General features: G+C 70.5%; 11 protein-coding genes. 9 read left to right on the top strand and 2 right to left on the bottom strand.

Going from position 1 to position 17,034, the window contains the following annotated elements; genetic code table 11:
* Positions 1-91: 91 nt before the first annotated feature.
* Genes NDW01_RS26315 through NDW01_RS26305 form a run of 3 tightly spaced genes read left to right on the top strand, consistent with a single transcriptional unit; the run spans position 92 to position 2,645 of the window.
* Positions 92-766, top strand: coding sequence for a response regulator transcription factor (locus NDW01_RS26315; RefSeq protein WP_252824959.1), 675 nt, complete (start codon positions 92-94; stop codon positions 764-766).
* The gene (locus tag NDW01_RS26310) at positions 763-2,175 is read left to right on the top strand and encodes a sensor histidine kinase (protein ID WP_252824957.1); all 1,413 of its coding nucleotides are present in this window, start codon (positions 763-765) and stop codon (positions 2,173-2,175) included. Before NDW01_RS26315 ends, NDW01_RS26310 begins: the two co-directional genes overlap by 4 nt.
* Entirely contained in the window at positions 2,172-2,645 is a 474-nt protein-coding gene (locus NDW01_RS26305) for a hypothetical protein (protein ID WP_252824955.1), read from the top strand. The genes NDW01_RS26310 and NDW01_RS26305 overlap by 4 nt, the downstream gene beginning before the upstream one ends.
* A gap of 8 nt (positions 2,646-2,653) precedes the next feature.
* On the opposite strand, the gene NDW01_RS26300 is transcribed toward NDW01_RS26305, so the two are convergent.
* Positions 2,654-5,497: an acyltransferase family protein gene (locus NDW01_RS26300; protein WP_252824953.1), complete on the bottom strand. Its 2,844-nt coding sequence runs from the start codon at positions 5,495-5,497 to the stop codon at positions 2,654-2,656.
* Positions 5,498-5,732: 235 nt separating this feature from the next.
* Between NDW01_RS26300 and NDW01_RS26295 the strand changes: the two genes are divergently transcribed.
* From NDW01_RS26295 to NDW01_RS26275, 5 genes are all read left to right on the top strand, one after another.
* Positions 5,733-6,434, top strand: coding sequence for a GNAT family N-acetyltransferase (locus NDW01_RS26295; protein ID WP_252824950.1), 702 nt, complete (start codon positions 5,733-5,735; stop codon positions 6,432-6,434).
* A gap of 165 nt (positions 6,435-6,599) precedes the next feature.
* Positions 6,600-10,895: a CHAT domain-containing protein gene (locus NDW01_RS26290; RefSeq protein ID WP_252824948.1), complete on the top strand. Its 4,296-nt coding sequence runs from the start codon at positions 6,600-6,602 to the stop codon at positions 10,893-10,895.
* A complete protein-coding gene (locus NDW01_RS26285) occupies positions 10,892-11,446 on the top strand; it encodes a hypothetical protein (RefSeq protein ID WP_252779285.1) in 555 nt (184 codons plus the stop codon). The genes NDW01_RS26290 and NDW01_RS26285 overlap by 4 nt, the downstream gene beginning before the upstream one ends.
* Positions 11,447-12,862, top strand: coding sequence for a hypothetical protein (locus NDW01_RS26280; protein WP_252824946.1), 1,416 nt, complete (start codon positions 11,447-11,449; stop codon positions 12,860-12,862).
* A 71-nt stretch (positions 12,863-12,933) separates the two neighbouring features.
* Positions 12,934-13,374, top strand: coding sequence for a YybH family protein (locus NDW01_RS26275; protein WP_252824935.1), 441 nt, complete (start codon positions 12,934-12,936; stop codon positions 13,372-13,374).
* A 47-nt stretch (positions 13,375-13,421) separates the two neighbouring features.
* Here the strand turns inward: NDW01_RS26275 and NDW01_RS26270 are convergent, their stop codons facing one another.
* On the bottom strand, positions 13,422-15,314 hold the full coding sequence (locus tag NDW01_RS26270; RefSeq protein WP_252824933.1) for an exo-alpha-sialidase: 1,893 nt from the start codon (positions 15,312-15,314) through the stop codon (positions 13,422-13,424).
* 290 nt (positions 15,315-15,604) lie between these two features.
* On the opposite strand from NDW01_RS26270, the gene NDW01_RS26265 reads away from it, so the two are divergent.
* On the top strand, positions 15,605-17,023 hold the full coding sequence (locus NDW01_RS26265; protein ID WP_252824920.1) for a sialidase family protein: 1,419 nt from the start codon (positions 15,605-15,607) through the stop codon (positions 17,021-17,023).
* The last annotated feature ends 11 nt before the right edge of the window (positions 17,024-17,034 follow it).

Genomic DNA, 17,034 nt, shown 5'->3' with positions numbered 1-17,034 from the left:
GTGTCCCGGCGCCTCCGCCGTCGTGTCGCGATCGTGTCGCAGGAGTCCGTCGCCGCCGCCGAGTCCGCCCGGCATCGTCCATTCTGGACGGGTGGCGGCGATTCTGCTCATCGAGGACGATCCTCTGGTCCGGCGCGGGCTCCAGCTCGCGCTGTGCCGGCACGGCCATGACGTCCGCACCGCGGGCACCGGCGAGGACGGTCTGCGCGCGCTGCGGTCGGCGACGCCGGACCTGGTGGTGCTCGACCTCATGCTGCCGGGCATCGACGGAATCGAGGTGTGCCGCCGCATCCGGGCGGTCGGCGCGGTGCCCGTGATCATCCTCACCGCGCGTGGTGACGACTTCGACGTCGTCGGCGGCCTGGAGGCCGGCGCGGACGACTACGTCGTCAAGCCGGCGCGGCCGACCGTGCTCGACGCGCGGATCCGCGCGGTGCTGCGCCGCAGCACCGGCGCTCCCGACGGCGTACGCGTACACCGCGACCTGTCCATCGACACCACGGCACTGACGGTCTCGCTGCACGGCGACCCGGTGACGCTGACGCCGACCGAGCTGCGGCTGCTGCTGACCCTGTCGCGGGCGCCCGGGCGGGTGTTCACCCGGCAGCGGCTGCTGGAGGAGGTGTGGGAGCAGGACTACCTCGGCGACTCCCGGCTGGTCGACAACTGCGTGCAGCGGCTCCGGGCGAAGATCGAGGCCGATCCGGCGAGCCCGGAGTACGTGCAGACCGTACGCGGCTTCGGCTACAGGTTCGGACCGGTATGACCGGGCGGCTGTGGCCGCGCGGTCTGCGCGCCCGGCTGCTGCTCACCTTCGTGCTGGTCACCGTGCTCGGTGCCGCGGCGGCGGCCTGGTCGAGTGCCGGCTCGGCGAGCACCGCGCTGGTCACCTCGACCCAGCGGCGCCTCACCGAGAGCATCGCCGGCCAGATCGGCGCGATCACCCCTCAGCTGACCTATCCGCCGGACCAGGACGCGCTCGACCGGCTGCGTGCGGCCGTCGGCCCGGACACCCTGGTGACCTACCGGAACCTGCGGTCCGCGGACGGCGCCGACACCGGCCTGGTCACCGCGGCGCTGCGCGCCGCCGTGCGCACCCGGAACCGCCTCGTCACGCAGCGGATCAGCGCGGGCGGCAGGCCGTGGCTGCTGGTCGGCATCCCCATCGAGATCACCGGGCCGGACGGCGCGCGCACTCCGTCCGGCATCGAGGTGTACGCCGTGCGCGACCTCACCGGCGTCGACCGGCAGATCGACGGCCTCGCCTGGTCGGCGGCCGGTACCGCCGCGCTCGCGCTGCCGCCGGCGGTGCTGCTGGCGCTGCTGGCCGCGCGCAGCGTGCTGCGCCCGGTGCGCGAGCTCCGCGACACCGCGCGCCGGCTGGCCGCCGGTGACCTCGCCGCGCGGTCACCGCCCCAGGGCGCCGACGAACTGGCCGAGCTGACCGTCACCATCAACGAGATGGCCGAGTCGGTGCAGACGTCCATGGCCACGATGCGGCGGCTGCAGGCGGACGCGAGGAGGTTCGCCGCGGACGTCTCCCACGAGCTGCGCACCCCGCTGAGCACGCTGACGGCGGTGGTGGAGGTGCTGGCGACCGCGACCGCCGGCATGGAGGCGGACGCCCGCGAGTCCGCGAAGCTGGCGATCACCGAGACCCACCGGCTGGTCCGGCTGGTGGAGGACCTGATGGAGGTGTCCCGCTTCGACGCCGGCACCGCCCGGCTGCGGCCGGAGGAGGTCGACGTGGCCGGCGCCGTACGGGACTGCCTGCGCGCCCGGGGCTGGCTGGACCGGGTCGACCTGGCGGCGCCGGAGGAGGTCCTGCTCAGGCTGGACCGGCGCCGGCTCGACGTCATCGTCGCCAACCTGGTCGGGAACGCGTTGCGGCACGGCGGACCGCCGGTGCGCGTGGCCGTCTCGGTGTCACCGGAGCAGGTACGGATCGAGGTCACCGACGGCGGACCGGGCCTGCCCGAGCATGTGATGCCGCGCGTGTTCGACCGGTTCTACAAGGCCGACGCCGCCCGCGCACGGACGCCGGGCAGCGGACTCGGCCTGGCGATCGCGCTGGAGAACGCCCGCCTGCACGGCGGCGACCTGACCGCGGGCAACACGAGCGGCGGCGGTGCGCGGTTCGTCCTGCGACTGCCGCGGAACCTGGAGGACGCGTGAAGCGGATCTGGCCGGCGGTGATGGTCCTGCTGCTCGGCGCCTGCGGCGTCCGGCCGTCCGGGCCCGCCGACGCGGGCCGGGCGCCCACGGGCGTGGCGCCCGGCGTGACGCTGTACTTCGTCGACGGGCACGAGCGGCTCCGGCCGCAGCTGCGGCGGACCGGCCGCCTGGGCACGATCCCCGAGGCCCTGTCGCTGCTGCTGTTCGGACCCGGCGAGTCCGGCCTGCACACGGAGATCGCGTCGAGCTCGACGATGACGGTCGTGGTGAGCACCGGGCCCGCCCTGATCCGGCTGATGGTGCCGTTGACGATCCGGGACGTGACGCCCCTGGGCATCGACCAGATCGTGTGCACCGTGCTGGGCGTCCACGTACAGGGCGGCGGGTCGAGGAACACGAAGGTGCAGGTCCGCTTCACCCTGCCCACCCCCGAGTCGGACCGGCTCCGGACCTGCCCGCTGATCAGGTGATCAGGTGATCAGCCCAGGTCGGTGACGTCGATGGGCGCCGGGGCCGGGGCGGGCGGCGCCGACCACAGCACCGCCAGCCCCGCCATGACCGCGGCGAAGGCGAGCACCCCCCTTCGCCCCCCGGCCCACGTGACGCGGAACCGGATCGGGTCCTCGACCAGGTACTTCGACAGCGCGGCCAGGCCGATCGAGACGGCGCACACCACCCCCGTACGGGCCCACCCGCCGAGGCCGGTCCGCTGCGGGGAGAGCAGCACGAAGACGGGCCAGTGCCACAGGTACAGGCTGTAGGAGATCAGCCCGAGCCACCGCAGCGGTCGCAGGGCGAGGATTCTGGCGACCGGCGTCCGCGGCGCCCGTACGCACAGCCCGACCAGCAGCGCCGAGGCCAACGAGTGCGCGAAGAGCCCGCCGGTGAACAGCCAGGGCGCCGTCACGCCGTCGACGAGCCACCACGCCGTGCCCAGCCCGGCCGCCAGGGCCGCCGACGCCGCGCCCGCCCACCGGCCGGCCGCGCGGGCCACGACGGCGCGCGCCGGGGGAGTGGCGACGAGGGCGCCCAGCAGCAGAGAGAACGCCCGGGTGTCGGTGCCGGTGTACACGCGGGTCGGGTCCGCCGGGTCGGCGAGCGCGACCATCAGCGCCAGGGAGACGGCCGAGCCCACGGCCGCGGTCACCGCCACCCGGTGGCCCACCCGTCGTGCGGCCACCGCGGCCCGGTCACCGGCCCGCCGCCCGCGTCGGGCGATGAGCAGCAGGAGCAGCGGCCACACCAGGTAGAACTGCTCCTCGACCGCGATGCTCCACAGGTGCTCGAACACGCGGGCCGCGCCGAACCGGTCCCAGTAGCTCGCCGACTCCGCGAGCAGGTGCCAGTTGACCAGGTTCACCTGCACCCATGGGCCGTCCGCGAGCGTGGTGCGCACCAGGTCGGGCGGCCCCACCACGCGGACCAGCACGGTGACGCCGGCCAGCATGGCCGCCAGCGCGGGCAGCAGCCGGCGGATCCGCCTGCCCCAGAACGCGGCCGGCGACACGGTGCCGGTCGCCTCGATCTCCCGCAGCAGCAGGTCCGTGATGAGGTGGCCGGACAGAGCGAAGAACAGGTCCACCCCGAGGAAGCCGCCGGACAGGTGCCCGGTGTGGAACAGCAGCACTCCGGCGATCGCGACACCCCGCAGCCCGTCCAGCGCGGGCAGGTGCGGCCTGCCCGCGCCGTACGGCCGAGCGCCCTCGGACGGCCGAGCGTCTCCGGTCGGCCGAGCACCCTTGGATGGCCGAGCACCCTTGGATGGCTGAGCACCCTTGGATGGCTGAGCGCCGTTGGATGGCTCAGCGTCCCGGGTCGCCCGAGCGCCTTTGGTCGGCCGGGCGTCCCTGGAAGGCCTGGCATCTCCGGTCGGCTGAACTCGCGTCATGGCGCCGACCGTGCCGGACCCGTGTGGAGGCGCCGTCCCCGTCAGGTCGCAGTCGTGTCGTAACCGCCCGCTCCGCCGGCGTTCCGGGGCGCGGCCGTCACCGGGCCAGGGTCCGCGGGCCGTTGTACGGCTCCACCCGCAGCAGCGGGCTGCCGGAGGACAGCGCCAGCCGGAGGAGGCGAGGTACGTCGGGGAGTTGAGGTTCATCATCTGGGCGCCGGCGTCGACCCAGGAACTCCCGGCCGGGCCCTTGTCCCCGGGGCTGCCGGGGACGGGCATCGGCGTGATCTTCACCGCCAGCGCCTGCCCGCCGCGCTCGGCGAGCAGTGACGTCACGTCGTGGGCCGACCGGGCGAACGGGTAGGTCAACCCGCCGACGTGCTGTCCGTTGAGCCAGATGTCGGCCTGGTGGTTGACGCCGTCGAACTCCAGCCAGACGCGGCGTCCCGGCCCGGTGCGCAGGCCGCGCGGCAGGTCGAAGTCGCGTTTGTACCACCAGGAGTGGCGCGACAGCGCCTCGGGGACGCGCAGGTTGTTCAGCCCGGCGACCGGGTCGGGCAGGTGTCCCTGCTCGACCAGCGAGGCGAGGACCGTGCCGGGCACGGTGGCGGGCAGCCATCCGCTGGTGTCCACGGAGGTACGGGACAGGTCCGCGCCCTCGCCGCCGGCCCAGTCGTCCAGGGTCAGCGTCCAGCCCGACTCCAGCGGGACCGTGCCGTCCGCGGCGACCTCCAAGGCCGGAGCCTCATGGTGGTGCGTGCCCCAGCCGGTCCACCCGGTGGCCGAGGGCCGGTGCCCCGGCTCGACGCCGTACACCTCGAAGCCGTTGAGGCCGAGCGGGTTGGAGCCGGAACGCTTGCGCGCCGTCATCCGCACCCACCGCGCGGCGACCGGCGCGGCCAGGTCGATGTTCACCACGCCGCCGGTGCCGTCGGTCGCGTGGTGCACGGTCGTCCACGACCGGTTGTCCCGTGAGGTCTCGACGACGAAGTCGCGCGCGTAGCTCGACAGGATCTCCTTGCCGGTGGTGCCCTCGTTCGGGTTGCCCGTGGAGGGCGGAACGAACACCGGGTCGCCGTCCGCCGCCTCGAACGTCAGGCGGATCGACGTGACCTGGCACTCCGCCTGCAGGTCGACCGCGATCAACTGCGGGTCGCCGTCCGCGGCCCGCCATCCGGTGCCCCGCACCCCGGGGGAGGCGAGCCTGTCCACGACGAACGCGCCGGGCGTGGGGGCGTAGGCCGTCGAGGAGACCGCGACGGGACGGTACGCGGCGAGCTCCTCCGCCGTACGCCCGGCGGGGGCGCCGGCGCGCTCGGCGGCGGAGCTCGTCCCGGGGTTCAGGAGCCCGAGGCCGAAGCCGCCCAGGAGCGTCGATCCGGCGGCGAGGAAGGATCGTCGTGAGGGCGTACGAACATTCGGCTGATCTGCCATGAACGGAGTTCCAATCCCCGGCGAGCGACCGGAGGAGCTAAGGCGCGCAGCGCAGATGACAACGTTGTCACCGAGTCGGCTCCGCGTCGGCTCCTGTCAAGACCTACGCCGGTGTCCGTTTCTCCGGAAAGGGACGGCCCTCACGCCGCCGTCGGGGCGAGTCGAGGACGTAGCGGCACCCGGTGGCATCCTGGTCGTCTGATCTCCGGACACGACCCACGAGAGGCACCGCACGATGGCCGACCGCGACGCCGCCGTACTCGACGACCCGGTGGGCGAGTCACTCCGCGGTCATCACGCCCACCTCGCCCGACGGCGCGGCGGGGCCGCCACCTATCTGCCGGGAGTCGCCACCTTCTCCGCGGTGTCCACCGACCCGGATCCGGGGGAGTGGGCCGATCTCGCCCGGCTGCTCGGCCGTGGTGAGTTCGCCGACCTGTTCAGCTGCCCGGTCCTCCCGCCGCCGGACTGGGAGCCGGTCTTCGTCCTCGACGGCCTCCAGCTGCTCTGGCCCGACGGCGGCAGCCCCGATCGCCCCGCCGAGACCGACACCGGCGTGGTCGAACTCGGCGCGGACGACGTGCCCGAGATGCTCGACCTCGTCGAGCGGACGCGACCGGGGCCGTTCTGGCCGCGCACCCGCGAACTCGGCACCTATCTCGGCATCCGCGACGGCGGCAGGCTGGTGGCGATGGCGGGCGAACGGCTCCGGCCTCCGGGATGGACGGAGATCAGCGCCGTCTGCACCGCCCCCGACGCGCGCGGGCGCGGCCACGCCGCCCGCCTCGTCCGCGCGCTGGTGGCCCGCATCCTGGCGCGGAGCGAACGCCCCTTCCTCCACGTGGCCGAGGCGAACACCGGTGCGATCGCACTGTACGAGCGGCTCGGCTTCGAGGTCCGCAGACACGTGACCTTCCGCGGGTTCCGCACGCCGTGACGGCCTCGGACACGCTGGTCCGCACGGAGGCGCCGTAACCATCGTCGCGGAGGCCCCCGGCCTGTTCACCGAGGCGCCCAAGCTCAGCGCAGAGCCGCCGAACCCGTGCGCAACCAAAGGGCCGCGGTTCGCGTCCAACCAAGGAGTCGGCGATGGGATACGGCGATGGGCGAGCCTCACCCGATAGCGACGGCGTATGTCGGCCGGGCGCGCTCATTGGTGCAGGAAGGCCGGATCGACGCCGCGATAGCGCTTCTGCGGCAAGGCGTCCAAGAGCTCGTCGCGTCCGGTGAAGACCGGACGTTCGAAGATGTGGTGGTCCACGCCGAGCTGAGCACCCTGTTGGGATACCTCCAGGGCCACGTGGGAGACGCGACCGGATACCGGGCGACATTCGAGCTGCTGCGCGACACGTCACGCGCAGCCGGTGTGGCCCACGGCGAACTTCTGGCCTTGGTCAACCTGGTCCTGCTCGACCGCAGATCGGCCGACTTCGAGGGCGCGGTCGAGCACGCACGGGAATTCGTCCAGATATGGTGCGAATTCGAGCACGCGGATCGAGGGCTACCGAAGATCGAGGAGTCCTTGGCCCCGGAGGACGTGGCCGCCGCCCTCGGATCGACCGCGCTCGCCGCCTATCAGGAGAAGCAGTACGAACAGGCCGCCGCGATGGCAGACCTCACTCTCCGCATCGTCCCCGAAGACAAGTCCGCCTTGTTCGCCGGCGCCTATGCGGCCTTCCGGCTGGGACGGTTCGCTGAGACCGTCGACCTGTTCGACCGCTTCATCGCCGTTCTCCCGGAGCGGGCGACAAGCCACGTCATCAAGGCGGCGGCACTGCTGGAGCTCGGGCAGCGCGAGGATGCGCTCCAAGCGGTGGACGAGGCGATACGCCTGGAGCCGCAGGAGCCGCGACATCTTGTCAGCCGGGCCCGCATACGTCGCGAGGTCGGTCGGCTCCAGGACGCTCTCAGGGACATGGACGCCTGCGTGGAGCTGACACTCTCCGAGAAGGACCGGCTGGCCGAGAGGCCCGCGACGAGCAGGCAGGAGGCCTACCTTGAGGAGGTTCCGACAGACGATCTGATGACCACGGTCGTCGTCGAACGGCTGGCTCTGCTCGAACAGACGGAAGGCCCCGAGCGGGCTCTGCAGGCGGCGCGCGATGCCGTCGCCGACGAGCGGCTGTCGCAGTTCGCCGACCTCCAGGCCGTCCTTGGCATGCGCCTGTCCGAAGCAGGCGATCACCGAACGGCTCTGGGCGCGTTCACGAGGGCTGTTGAGGCAGGGCTCGACGAGCGTCTGATCCACCTGCCCCTGGCCGGATGTCTGGTCTCGCTCGACCGGGTCGGCCCTGCCGTGGACGTTCTGGAACGAATGCGGGCCGGTGGCCTCGACCAGGAAGGTCTCGACGCGGCGGCTCGGCTGCTGAGGGAGCTCACCGCCCGGCATCCGGGCGATCCGCGGGCACGGCGAGTGCTGGCGCACGTGCTGCTGGATCAGGCCAGCCCGGTCGCCGCCATGGAGGAGTTGGAGCGGGTACTGGCTCAACGGCCCGACGACTGGCATGCGTTGATGCTGCACGGCATGGCCTACGTCACCACTGCTTATGGCGACGAGGAGCAGGGCTGGAACCGGTCGTTCAGTGGGGGCCGGATCTTGGACGGTCTCCGCGATCTCATCGCCGCCGTCGAGGCGGCGCCCCCGGGTAACGATCGGCCGCTGAACGCACTGCGCTGGTTGTTCCAGCAAGCGGTCTGCATTCTGGACCTATCGCAGGCGCTCCTGACCGTGACCCATTCCGGCTCAGAGCCATTCGTGCGGATGCTGCAGATCATCCCAGGTCTGCAGCCGGTCCTTGACCGTATCGTGCGGTATCACGCCGAACTGAATCCGCGCCAAATGTTCGAGGAGAGCACTACGGTGCTGGAGGCGGCACGGGCGATGCTCACTCCCTTGAAGTTGCCGATATTCGCGGCCCACGTCGATCTGTTGCTGGCGGACGTTCTCCTGCGCCGCTCAGAGGTGCAACGCGCGATGGACCACCTCTTGGCCGCCGAGTCCGTGTTCCCCTATCTGGCGGACCTGCCGAACTGGAGCAGCAGCGAGCTGACCCGGCGACGGGCTGAAGAGGTGGAGCGCGATGGCCGCGACTTCATCGGCATCGACATGGACCACATGGAGCTTTCTGTGGCCGTGCAGAAGAGCGTACGTTCATTCGCCGGCGTTCTACGGGCCGATATCACGGCCCGTATCGGTGATCAGCGGATGGCGCTCGAGCAGCTCCGAAGCGTCGAAGACATCATGGTGGATGTCCATCGGCGGAGTTCCCAGATCCTCGCGGTGAAACTGCTTCGGGACACCGGGGAGTACGAGCAGGCCCTTGAAGTGCTGAAAGGAGTACGGAAACCGGACGATACGATCGAGGCGGTAGAGATCGCCAATCTCGAAGCCACGATCAGGCTGCTCCAAGGAGATCAAGGCAGGGCGGAGCAGATCCTGCGAGAAACGCTGCAGATGGACAATGTCCCGGTCAGGTACAAAGCGATCAACGCGGCCAACCTGGCGAGCACACTGCAGACTCGTCAAGCGCATGAGGAGGCGTTGCGGGTACTGAGCGATCACCCTCCGGGCCCAGACGGCCAGCTGGCGCAACACGCCGCTTGGCACGGGTTGCGCGGTGTCAGCCTGGCCCACCTCGACCGGCACGCCGCGGCCCTGGACGCGCTGGTTCACGCGATCGACCTCTACGACGGGGTACGCGGCCGGCTTCGGGCGGAAGAGGACCGGATCGGCTGGCAGATGAGGCACCTCCACCTCCTCCGGACGGCGGTGTCGTCGGCGGTGTTGACCGGCCGGATCGACACCGCGCTGGAGCTGATGGAACGGGGCCGGGCCAGGGCGTTCGTGGACACCCTGTCCGTGGGACACCCCCTGTACGGTGCGCGGGCCGCCGAACTCGCCGCCGCCGTGAAAGCCTCTCGCGAACGCCGAAGACTGCTGCTGTCGCTGGTCACGGGTAACGGTTCTGAGACGGAGACGCTGCGGGAGCTGGCGGCTCTGGGACGCGACCTCGGGGACGAGCGTCCGGTCTCTTCCCAGCGCATCGCGGATGAGATATCCCAGGAGAGCCAGGCGCTGCGCGGATTGGAGCAGCGGCTCATGCAGCACACGCTCGGGTCCCGCGAGTCGGTCGCCGGACGGGTGAGCACGGTGGAGGAGATCCGGCGGCTCCTGGAGACGGACCCCGGCGGGCCACGAGTCCTGCTCGTCGAAATGGCGGCGTTGGCGGATGAGGCCTATCTCGCTCTCCTGGTGACCGCGGACGGGGGAGTCCGGGCCGAGGTCTTCGACGCCCCTGACCAGGATCTGCTCGCGGCGGCCCGTGATCTCGTCGGCACGCCCACGACCGGTACCCGCCTCAGCGAGCTGCTGGCACCGCTGAGCAACGCGATCCGCGACGCCTCCGAGCCCGGCGACCTGGTCTGTTTCGTGCCGGCCGGGCCATTGCACCATCTGCCGTTGCACGCCGTGACCGTGGACGGCGTGCCGCTGATCGAGCGTAACCCGACCTGTTATCTGCCGAGCGCGTCGGTCCTCGCCCAGTGCCGGGCCCGCAACGCGCAGCGTTCTCCATCGAGCACGTCGGCCGCACTGGTTGTGGGCGACTCCCGGAGCGACCTCGTCCATGCCCGTAGCGAGGCACGGGCGGTGGCGGCATTGCTGGGCACCCGGCCGTACCTCGGAGCGTCCGCCACCAAGGCCCTTCTCACCGCGACCGGCGGGCCCGACCACGACGTGATCCATCTCGCCTGCCACGCCTATTTCGACCAGGGATACTCGAACCTGTCGGGTGTGGCCTTCGGCGACACCTCCGCGACCTGGCTCACCGCCGAAGAGGTCTACGATCTCCGGCTCAACGCACGCCTCGTCACCCTCAGCGCGTGCGAGAGCGGGCTGGGCGAGCACTGGCCCGGCGAGGAGGTGATGGGACTCGCCCGGGCCTTCATGACGGCCGGCGCGGTATCCCTCGTGGTCAGCCTGTGGGCGGTCGACGACCTGTCCACCGGGCTGCTCATGGAGGAGTTCTACGACCGGCTCCTCAACTCCTCCGAGCAGGCCGCAGCGGCACTGCGCGCGGCTCAGCTGTGGATCAGGGACCTCACCATCGGTGAAGCCATCGAACGCGTTGCGGCGCGCATGGACAACGACCCCGGTGAGTCCCGCCTCGCCATCGCCCAGTTGTCCGTACGCGCCGGTGACCTGGCACGCGCCATCGGCTGCTATGAGGACCTCCTGGCCTCCGAGCCGGACGCCCGGCCGGCCGCCATCGAGCGGCGGCTGCGACTGTTGCGGCTCAAAGCGGAAGCCCCGCCCGTCATCGACTACGGACGTCGCCCGTTCGCGGACCCCTATCACTGGGCCGCCTTCATCCTCGTAGGAGATTGGCAGGCGAAATGATCCCTGTACGAATCGCTGTGATCCCCGACAGCGTCTCCTGTACGTCCGCAGCCGATCCGGCCTCCCTCATTCTGCGCAGGCCGGACCTGCGGCCGCTGACGGTTCTCCTGTCCGAGGATCGGCCCCTCAGCGTCGTGACCCGGGCGGAACTGGAGTCCCTCGCCGAACACCCGGGCTCCTTGGCCGACCAGGCCGGGCGTCTCCCTCACCTGCTCACCGTCGAACCGGACGGTGAACTGATGGAGGAGTCCATGCTTCTGGACCTGGCGGAGCTCCTCGGCCTCCTGCCGGGGATTCCCGGGGCGCTGGTCGAACGAGACGGCCGGCCGTACGGCGTTCTGACCCGGAGGGAGGCCGCCGCCGCCCTGCCGCTCGAACTGCTCGGCGAGACATCGGAACGCCTGGGCGCAGCGCCCAGTCTGCCGTCACGCCGCTATGTCTGCCGTAAATGTGCACCACCTTCGTATCGGCTGCCGCGCTCGACCGGTGACCGGCCCCCCGACTGCCGGCGCGTGTGGTTCCACGGCGCCATGGAGCTGGACGGCGGCTGAATGTTCGCGAGCATCCTGAAAGAAGTAACCGGGTACTTCGACAAGCGCGCCCTGCTTTCGACCTTTCTGCCGACCCTGGTCACCCTCACGACGGTGATCGTGATCGTTGCGTCGACCGGTCGCGGCATGGGGGGCGCTGTGAAACTCTGGAGCGGCCAGACGGGGGTCGCCCAGGCGGTCCTGATCGCCGGACTTCTCATCGCCGTGGCCTTCTGGTCGTTCGTCCTCACCAACCTGCGACCAGGACTGGATCAGGTCTTCCAGGGACGGTGGAGCAGGACGGGCCCCATCGCCGTCATCGCCCGGGCCTTCGCGGGCCGGCACCGCGAACGGCGGGCGGAGGACATGGACGCCGATGATCGTCTCGAGGAGATCGAGGCCATGCTCGGCCAGGCCGCCGAAGCGCTGCCACGGCCACAGGTGACCGGGAGACCGTACGCGGGGGACGCCGAGAACGAGCTCCAGGCGATCGAGGACGCCCTCGCCCGAACGGCGCTCCTGCCCGTGGAAGAGGCAGCGGCCGCTCTTCCGGAGATCGGCGCGCGCCTGTCCGCTCTCGCAGCACTGCTGGCCGGCACGGAGACCGATACGAGCCTTCGCCGGTTCACGGCGCTGGTCACGACCGCCACGGAACTCGTGGAGCAACGCCTGCGGGAGGTGCGCACGCGCCGTGCGCTCATCCAGCAGCGCCTGTTCCTGCTGTACCCCGACGAACCCGTCGACGTCGTTCCCACGAGGATCGGCAACATCCTGCTGGCCGCAGAGCAGCATCCCCGCATCCGATACGGCCTTGACCCGGTCGTCATCTGGTCCCGGCTCCAGCCTCTGCTGCCCGACGCGTTCGCCGCCAGTCTCAAAGATGCCAAGGCATCAGTGGACCTGATGCTCACCCTCGCCACCTACCTGCTGGTGGCCGGGCTGCCGATGGCGATCTGGACGGCCGTCCACGCGTCACTGAGTGGGCGTCCACTGCTCTGGACGGCATGCGCGGCCGTTCTCATCGGCGCCTGCGGCCTCCTTCGCCTGCGTCATCGCATCATCGCGGCGACCGCGATGACAGCACTCCTCGCCATCGCGTTGGTGTTGATCTGCGAACCGCTCACCGACGCGGCGGGCGTCGAGTCCATCGTCAGGCGTACTGCGATGGCCATCGCGATCGTTGTCGGGATCACTACTCTGTCCGTCGGCGCATACGCCGGCGCCTGCGAAGCCGCACTCACCTACGCCGACCAGCTCAGGTCGGCATTCGACCTTCACCGGCGTCTCGTCATCCAGGCGATGGGGCTCCAGGCGCCGGAGAGCCTGCACGCCGAACGGGAGCTCTGGCACGAGATCGGTCTCTTCCTCTATCGAGGCGACCTGCCGCTGTCACCCGCCTACCGGTACCGGCCTGAAGGCCAGCAGCCGCAGGCCTGACATTCCGCAGCGCTGCGTCGTCGTACCGGTGAGCAGCCGAAACCGCACACCGGAGGGAAGGGACGGCGGAGATGCCGACGCAACGCGAGGCGGACGAAGCCGAGATCAGGCGGCGGGTCGACGAGATCGTCGACGGGATCCGGGCCAAGGATCTCGGAACTCTGCAGCGACTCTACGCAACGGACGTCGTGTCCTTCGACATCGATCCGCCGCTGCAGCACGTAGGGACCGCGGCGAAGATGAGGAACTGGGCGAACGTCTTCGCCTTCTTCCAGGACGTGACTTATGAGGTCCGCGACCTGGCGATCACCGTGGGCGATGACGTCGCGTTCGGGCACGGTTTCGGCCGGCTCAGCGGCACGCTGAAGAACGGGACGGCGACGAGCGGCATGTGGGTCCGGGCCACCTTCTGCTTCCGGAAGGTCGACGGCACTTGGTTGATCGCACACGACCAGGTCTCCGTGCCGCTCGAAGTGGTGAGCGGCAGGGGAGTGACGGACCTTCGGCCCTGAAGGGCGGGGGCTCGGGCGGGGCCGGCCGGCCCCGCCCGGATGCCCGGTCAGTGGATGGGGACCGCGGCGGTGTAGATGTCCTCGTCGTTGGCGATCGAGGCGTTGGTGGCCGAGGCTCGGCACAGCCTCGGCGGGTTGCCGGGGGTGCCGGTCCCGGGGCACGGGAACAGGGCGGCGTTACGGGTGTCGGACCAGACCGGGTAGGCGGTCGTGGCGGTGGCGTCGACCATGATGTAGTCGCCGTAGAACTGACCGTTGAACTGGCTCGGCGGCGGCATGCTGGAGGAGGTCACCCGCCTGCTGGCGAAGTGGGTCAGATCCGTGGACGTCGTCACGGTGACGTCGGAGAAGCCGGTGCTCTCGTCCGAGCCGTACTCCCGGTCGTAGTAGGCGGTCACGAGCGTGCCGCGGGGACTGAAGACGGTGCCCTGCCAGTACTGGTCGCTGCGGGCCTGTGCGGTGTTGTCGCCGATGACGGGCAGTCTCCGTACGTCGGTGGCGGTGCCGGTGAACGAGGCGCCACCGTCGGTGGAACTGGAGATCACGATCCCGTTGTTGCATCCGCCGCTCTTGACGCCGTCGTACAGGCTGCCCAGACCTTCCTCGGCGGGAGTGAGTCCGGCGGGCGTGCAGCCGACCGCCTCGTTGGAGTCGCGGTTGATGTAGGAGCCGGTGGTGACGACCACGCGTTTGGGATCCGCCGGGTCGACCGTGACGTTGGGATAGTTGGTGGCGCGGAAGACCGAGTCGGTCCCGGCTCCCTTCTCCGGCACGCAGTCGCGGCCGGGGTCCTTGCCGTCGCCCTGGTAGGTGTCGCAGTCGGGCAACTCGTAGTAGTCGGTGGCCTTGACGGGGGCGGAGAAGGTCCTGCCTCCGTCGACCGAGCGTGCGAGCAGGACCTGGAAGCGATTGTCCTTGCCGGGATTCGCGGTGTTGTAGTTCGCCCACGCGACGTACAGGCTCCCGTCCGGAGCGGTCACCGGCTGGGAGAACTGGTTGTCGTTGCAGCGCCCGTGCGGGGTCGGGATGCCATAGCCCTGCGGGCACAGCGCCGAGTCGGAGCTGACCAGCACGGGGGCGCTGAAGTGCTCGCCGTAGTCGCTGGAATACGCCTCGTAGATGTAGGCGGTGCCGTCCTCGGGGTAGGTCGTCCAGGTCACGTAGACGCGGTCCCGGTAGGGGCTGCGGACGTGGTCGTCGACCGTCAGCAACTGCTTGTCGAGCAGGAAGTTCCCCGCGCCGGCGGTGTCGTCGTGCTCGGCGACCGGACGGCCCGCGAAGTTGAACGAGGCCCCGCCGGATCCGGTCGAGCGGTAGACGTAGAAGCCGCTGGACTGGTCGGCGTCCGGGGAGACGCCGTTGCCGCGTTTGAACTCCTGGCACGACAGGTAGGCGTTCCCGCGCGTGTCCCAGGCCACTGAAGTGTCCCCGCCGGACTGGAAGTATTCACGGGGCTTGTCGCCGTAGGCCGTGCCGCGGACGAACCCGTTCGGGGCCGTCGCGTCCACCCACGTACGTCCGCCGTCGCGGGAGTAGGTGACACCACAGGTGCCGTCACCGCGGCGATAGTCGTTGTAGGTCGCGATGACCTGCTTGGAGTTGTTCGGATTGACCGCGACCCACGTCTCGTTCTGTGCCTGCCCGCGCCCGGCCAGGTCGGGGTCGGAGATGTTCATGCAGTTCTGGTTGACCTTGACGTTGTCGCCGTGGTTGCCGTAGCAGCCGGACGCGGCCGTCGCCTTCGCGGCGGTGACCGCGTTGTTCTTCAGCCTTTGCGGGCCCAGCGCATCGGCCAGGGCCCCTGAGACATGTCGTCTCTGGACCGCGCTGAGTTTCGCGTAGCCGAACGGCTCGGCGTTCGCTCCCGGCATGAGCATGGTCAGCCCGCCGATGAGCAGGCCGCCTGCGGCGACCAGGCTCAAGGCACCACGTTTTCGCATCCCTACCTCCGATCAGGCTCCTTCGCCTGAGGGGCGCGAGATTCGCACCCGGGCGGAACGTAGATCCACCAGTGAGGGACGGACAATCCCGGAGTTCCCCAATGGCCGCCTGTGGTCAAAGAAGGAAAGGAAGCCTCGGCCCCGATGTCGGCCATTGACACGAAACCCGGTGCGATTCACATTTGGGGGCGCTCGGCCTGAGTGACCCCGCCGGCCCCGCCCCGTGCCGGCCTCAGCGCCGCAGCGTTCAGGAGGTTGCCGTGAGCCGGCGTTTCCGCACGCGTAAAGTCGTGACTCTCCCTCTCGCCGCCCCGATCGCGGCAGCGGTCTTACTTCTCGGCGGTGGACCGGCGTCGGCGAACGTCGCGCTCACCCAGGTGAGCACCGACCCGTACACCAACACCACGAGCCAGCACCGGACCGAGGTCGAGCCGGACACGTTCTCCGCGGGCAGCACCATCGTCTCCGCGTTCCAGGTCGGCAGGTTCTACGACGGAGGAGCCTCCGGAGCCGGATTCGCCACCTCCACCAACGGCGGCTCCACGTGGACCCACGGGTTCCTGCCCGGCCTCACCAAGTTCCAGGGCAACGGCCCGTACGACCGGACGAGTGACGAGTCCGTCGCCTACGACGCCAGGCACAACACCTGGATGATCTCCTCGCTCGCGCTCACCGACAGCGGTGGCGTCACCGGCGCGGCCGTCGTGACGAGCCGGTCCACCGACGGCGGCCTGACCTGGACCAACCCGGTCACCACGGCCACCGGCGGAAGCCTGGACAAGAACTGGATCGCCTGCGACAACACCGCCTCCAGCCCGTACTACGGCACCTGCTACACCGAGTTCGACGACAACGGCGCCGGTAACGCCGTCAAGATGGCGACCTCCGGCAACGGCGGCGCGTCCTGGACCGTCCACTCCACCAGCGCCACCGGCCTCGGCGGTCAGCCCGTCGTACGCCCCAACGGCACCGTTCTGGTGCCGTATCTGAGCAACAGCGGTCAGATCCGCTCGTTCCGCTCCACCAACGGCGGCTCGAACTGGAGCTCCACGGTGCTGGTCGCCACGGCTCAGGACCATCAGGTCGCCGGGGACCTGCGCTCCGAGACGCTGCCCTCCGCCGAGATCGACGCGGCCGGAACCGCGTACGTGGCCTGGCAGGACTGCCGGTTCCAGTCCGGCTGCCCCGCCAACGACATCGTGATGAGCAAGTCGACCAGCGAGACCACCTGGGGACCCGTCACCCGCGTCACCAGCGACGGGGGCGACCACTTCATCCCCGGCATCGGCGTCGACGGCGCGACCTCCGGATCGACCGCCAGGCTCGGCCTCACCTACTACCGCTATCCGACCGCGAACTGCACCGCCGCCACCTGCGGGCTCACCGTCGGATACACCTCCTCCACCAACGGCGGCTCGACCTGGAGCACCCCCATCCAGGTCGCCGGGCCGATGACGCTGTCGTGGATCGCCGACACCAGCCAGGGCCGCATGGTCGGCGACTACATCTCCACCTCCGTCACCGGCGGACGCGCCTGGCCGGCCGTCGAGGTCGCGAACGCGCCCTCCGGCAGCACCTTCGACGAGGCCACGTACGTACCCAACGGCGGCCTGCCCATCACCGGCGGCCCCGTCCGCGCCGTCACCGGACCCGTCTACTCCACCGGCGTCCACCCCGGCGCCGCCGTCACACCGCCGACCGCCAGGTAACGGCTCCAATA

Origin of the sequence: Actinoallomurus soli (assembly GCF_024055715.1) — a bacterium.
In the GTDB taxonomy this organism is placed as follows: Bacteria; Actinomycetota; Actinomycetes; order Streptosporangiales; family Streptosporangiaceae; genus Actinoallomurus; species Actinoallomurus soli.
The sequence above is the reverse complement of the archived record's forward strand: the minus strand, read 5'-3'. Positions and strand labels throughout refer to the sequence as shown.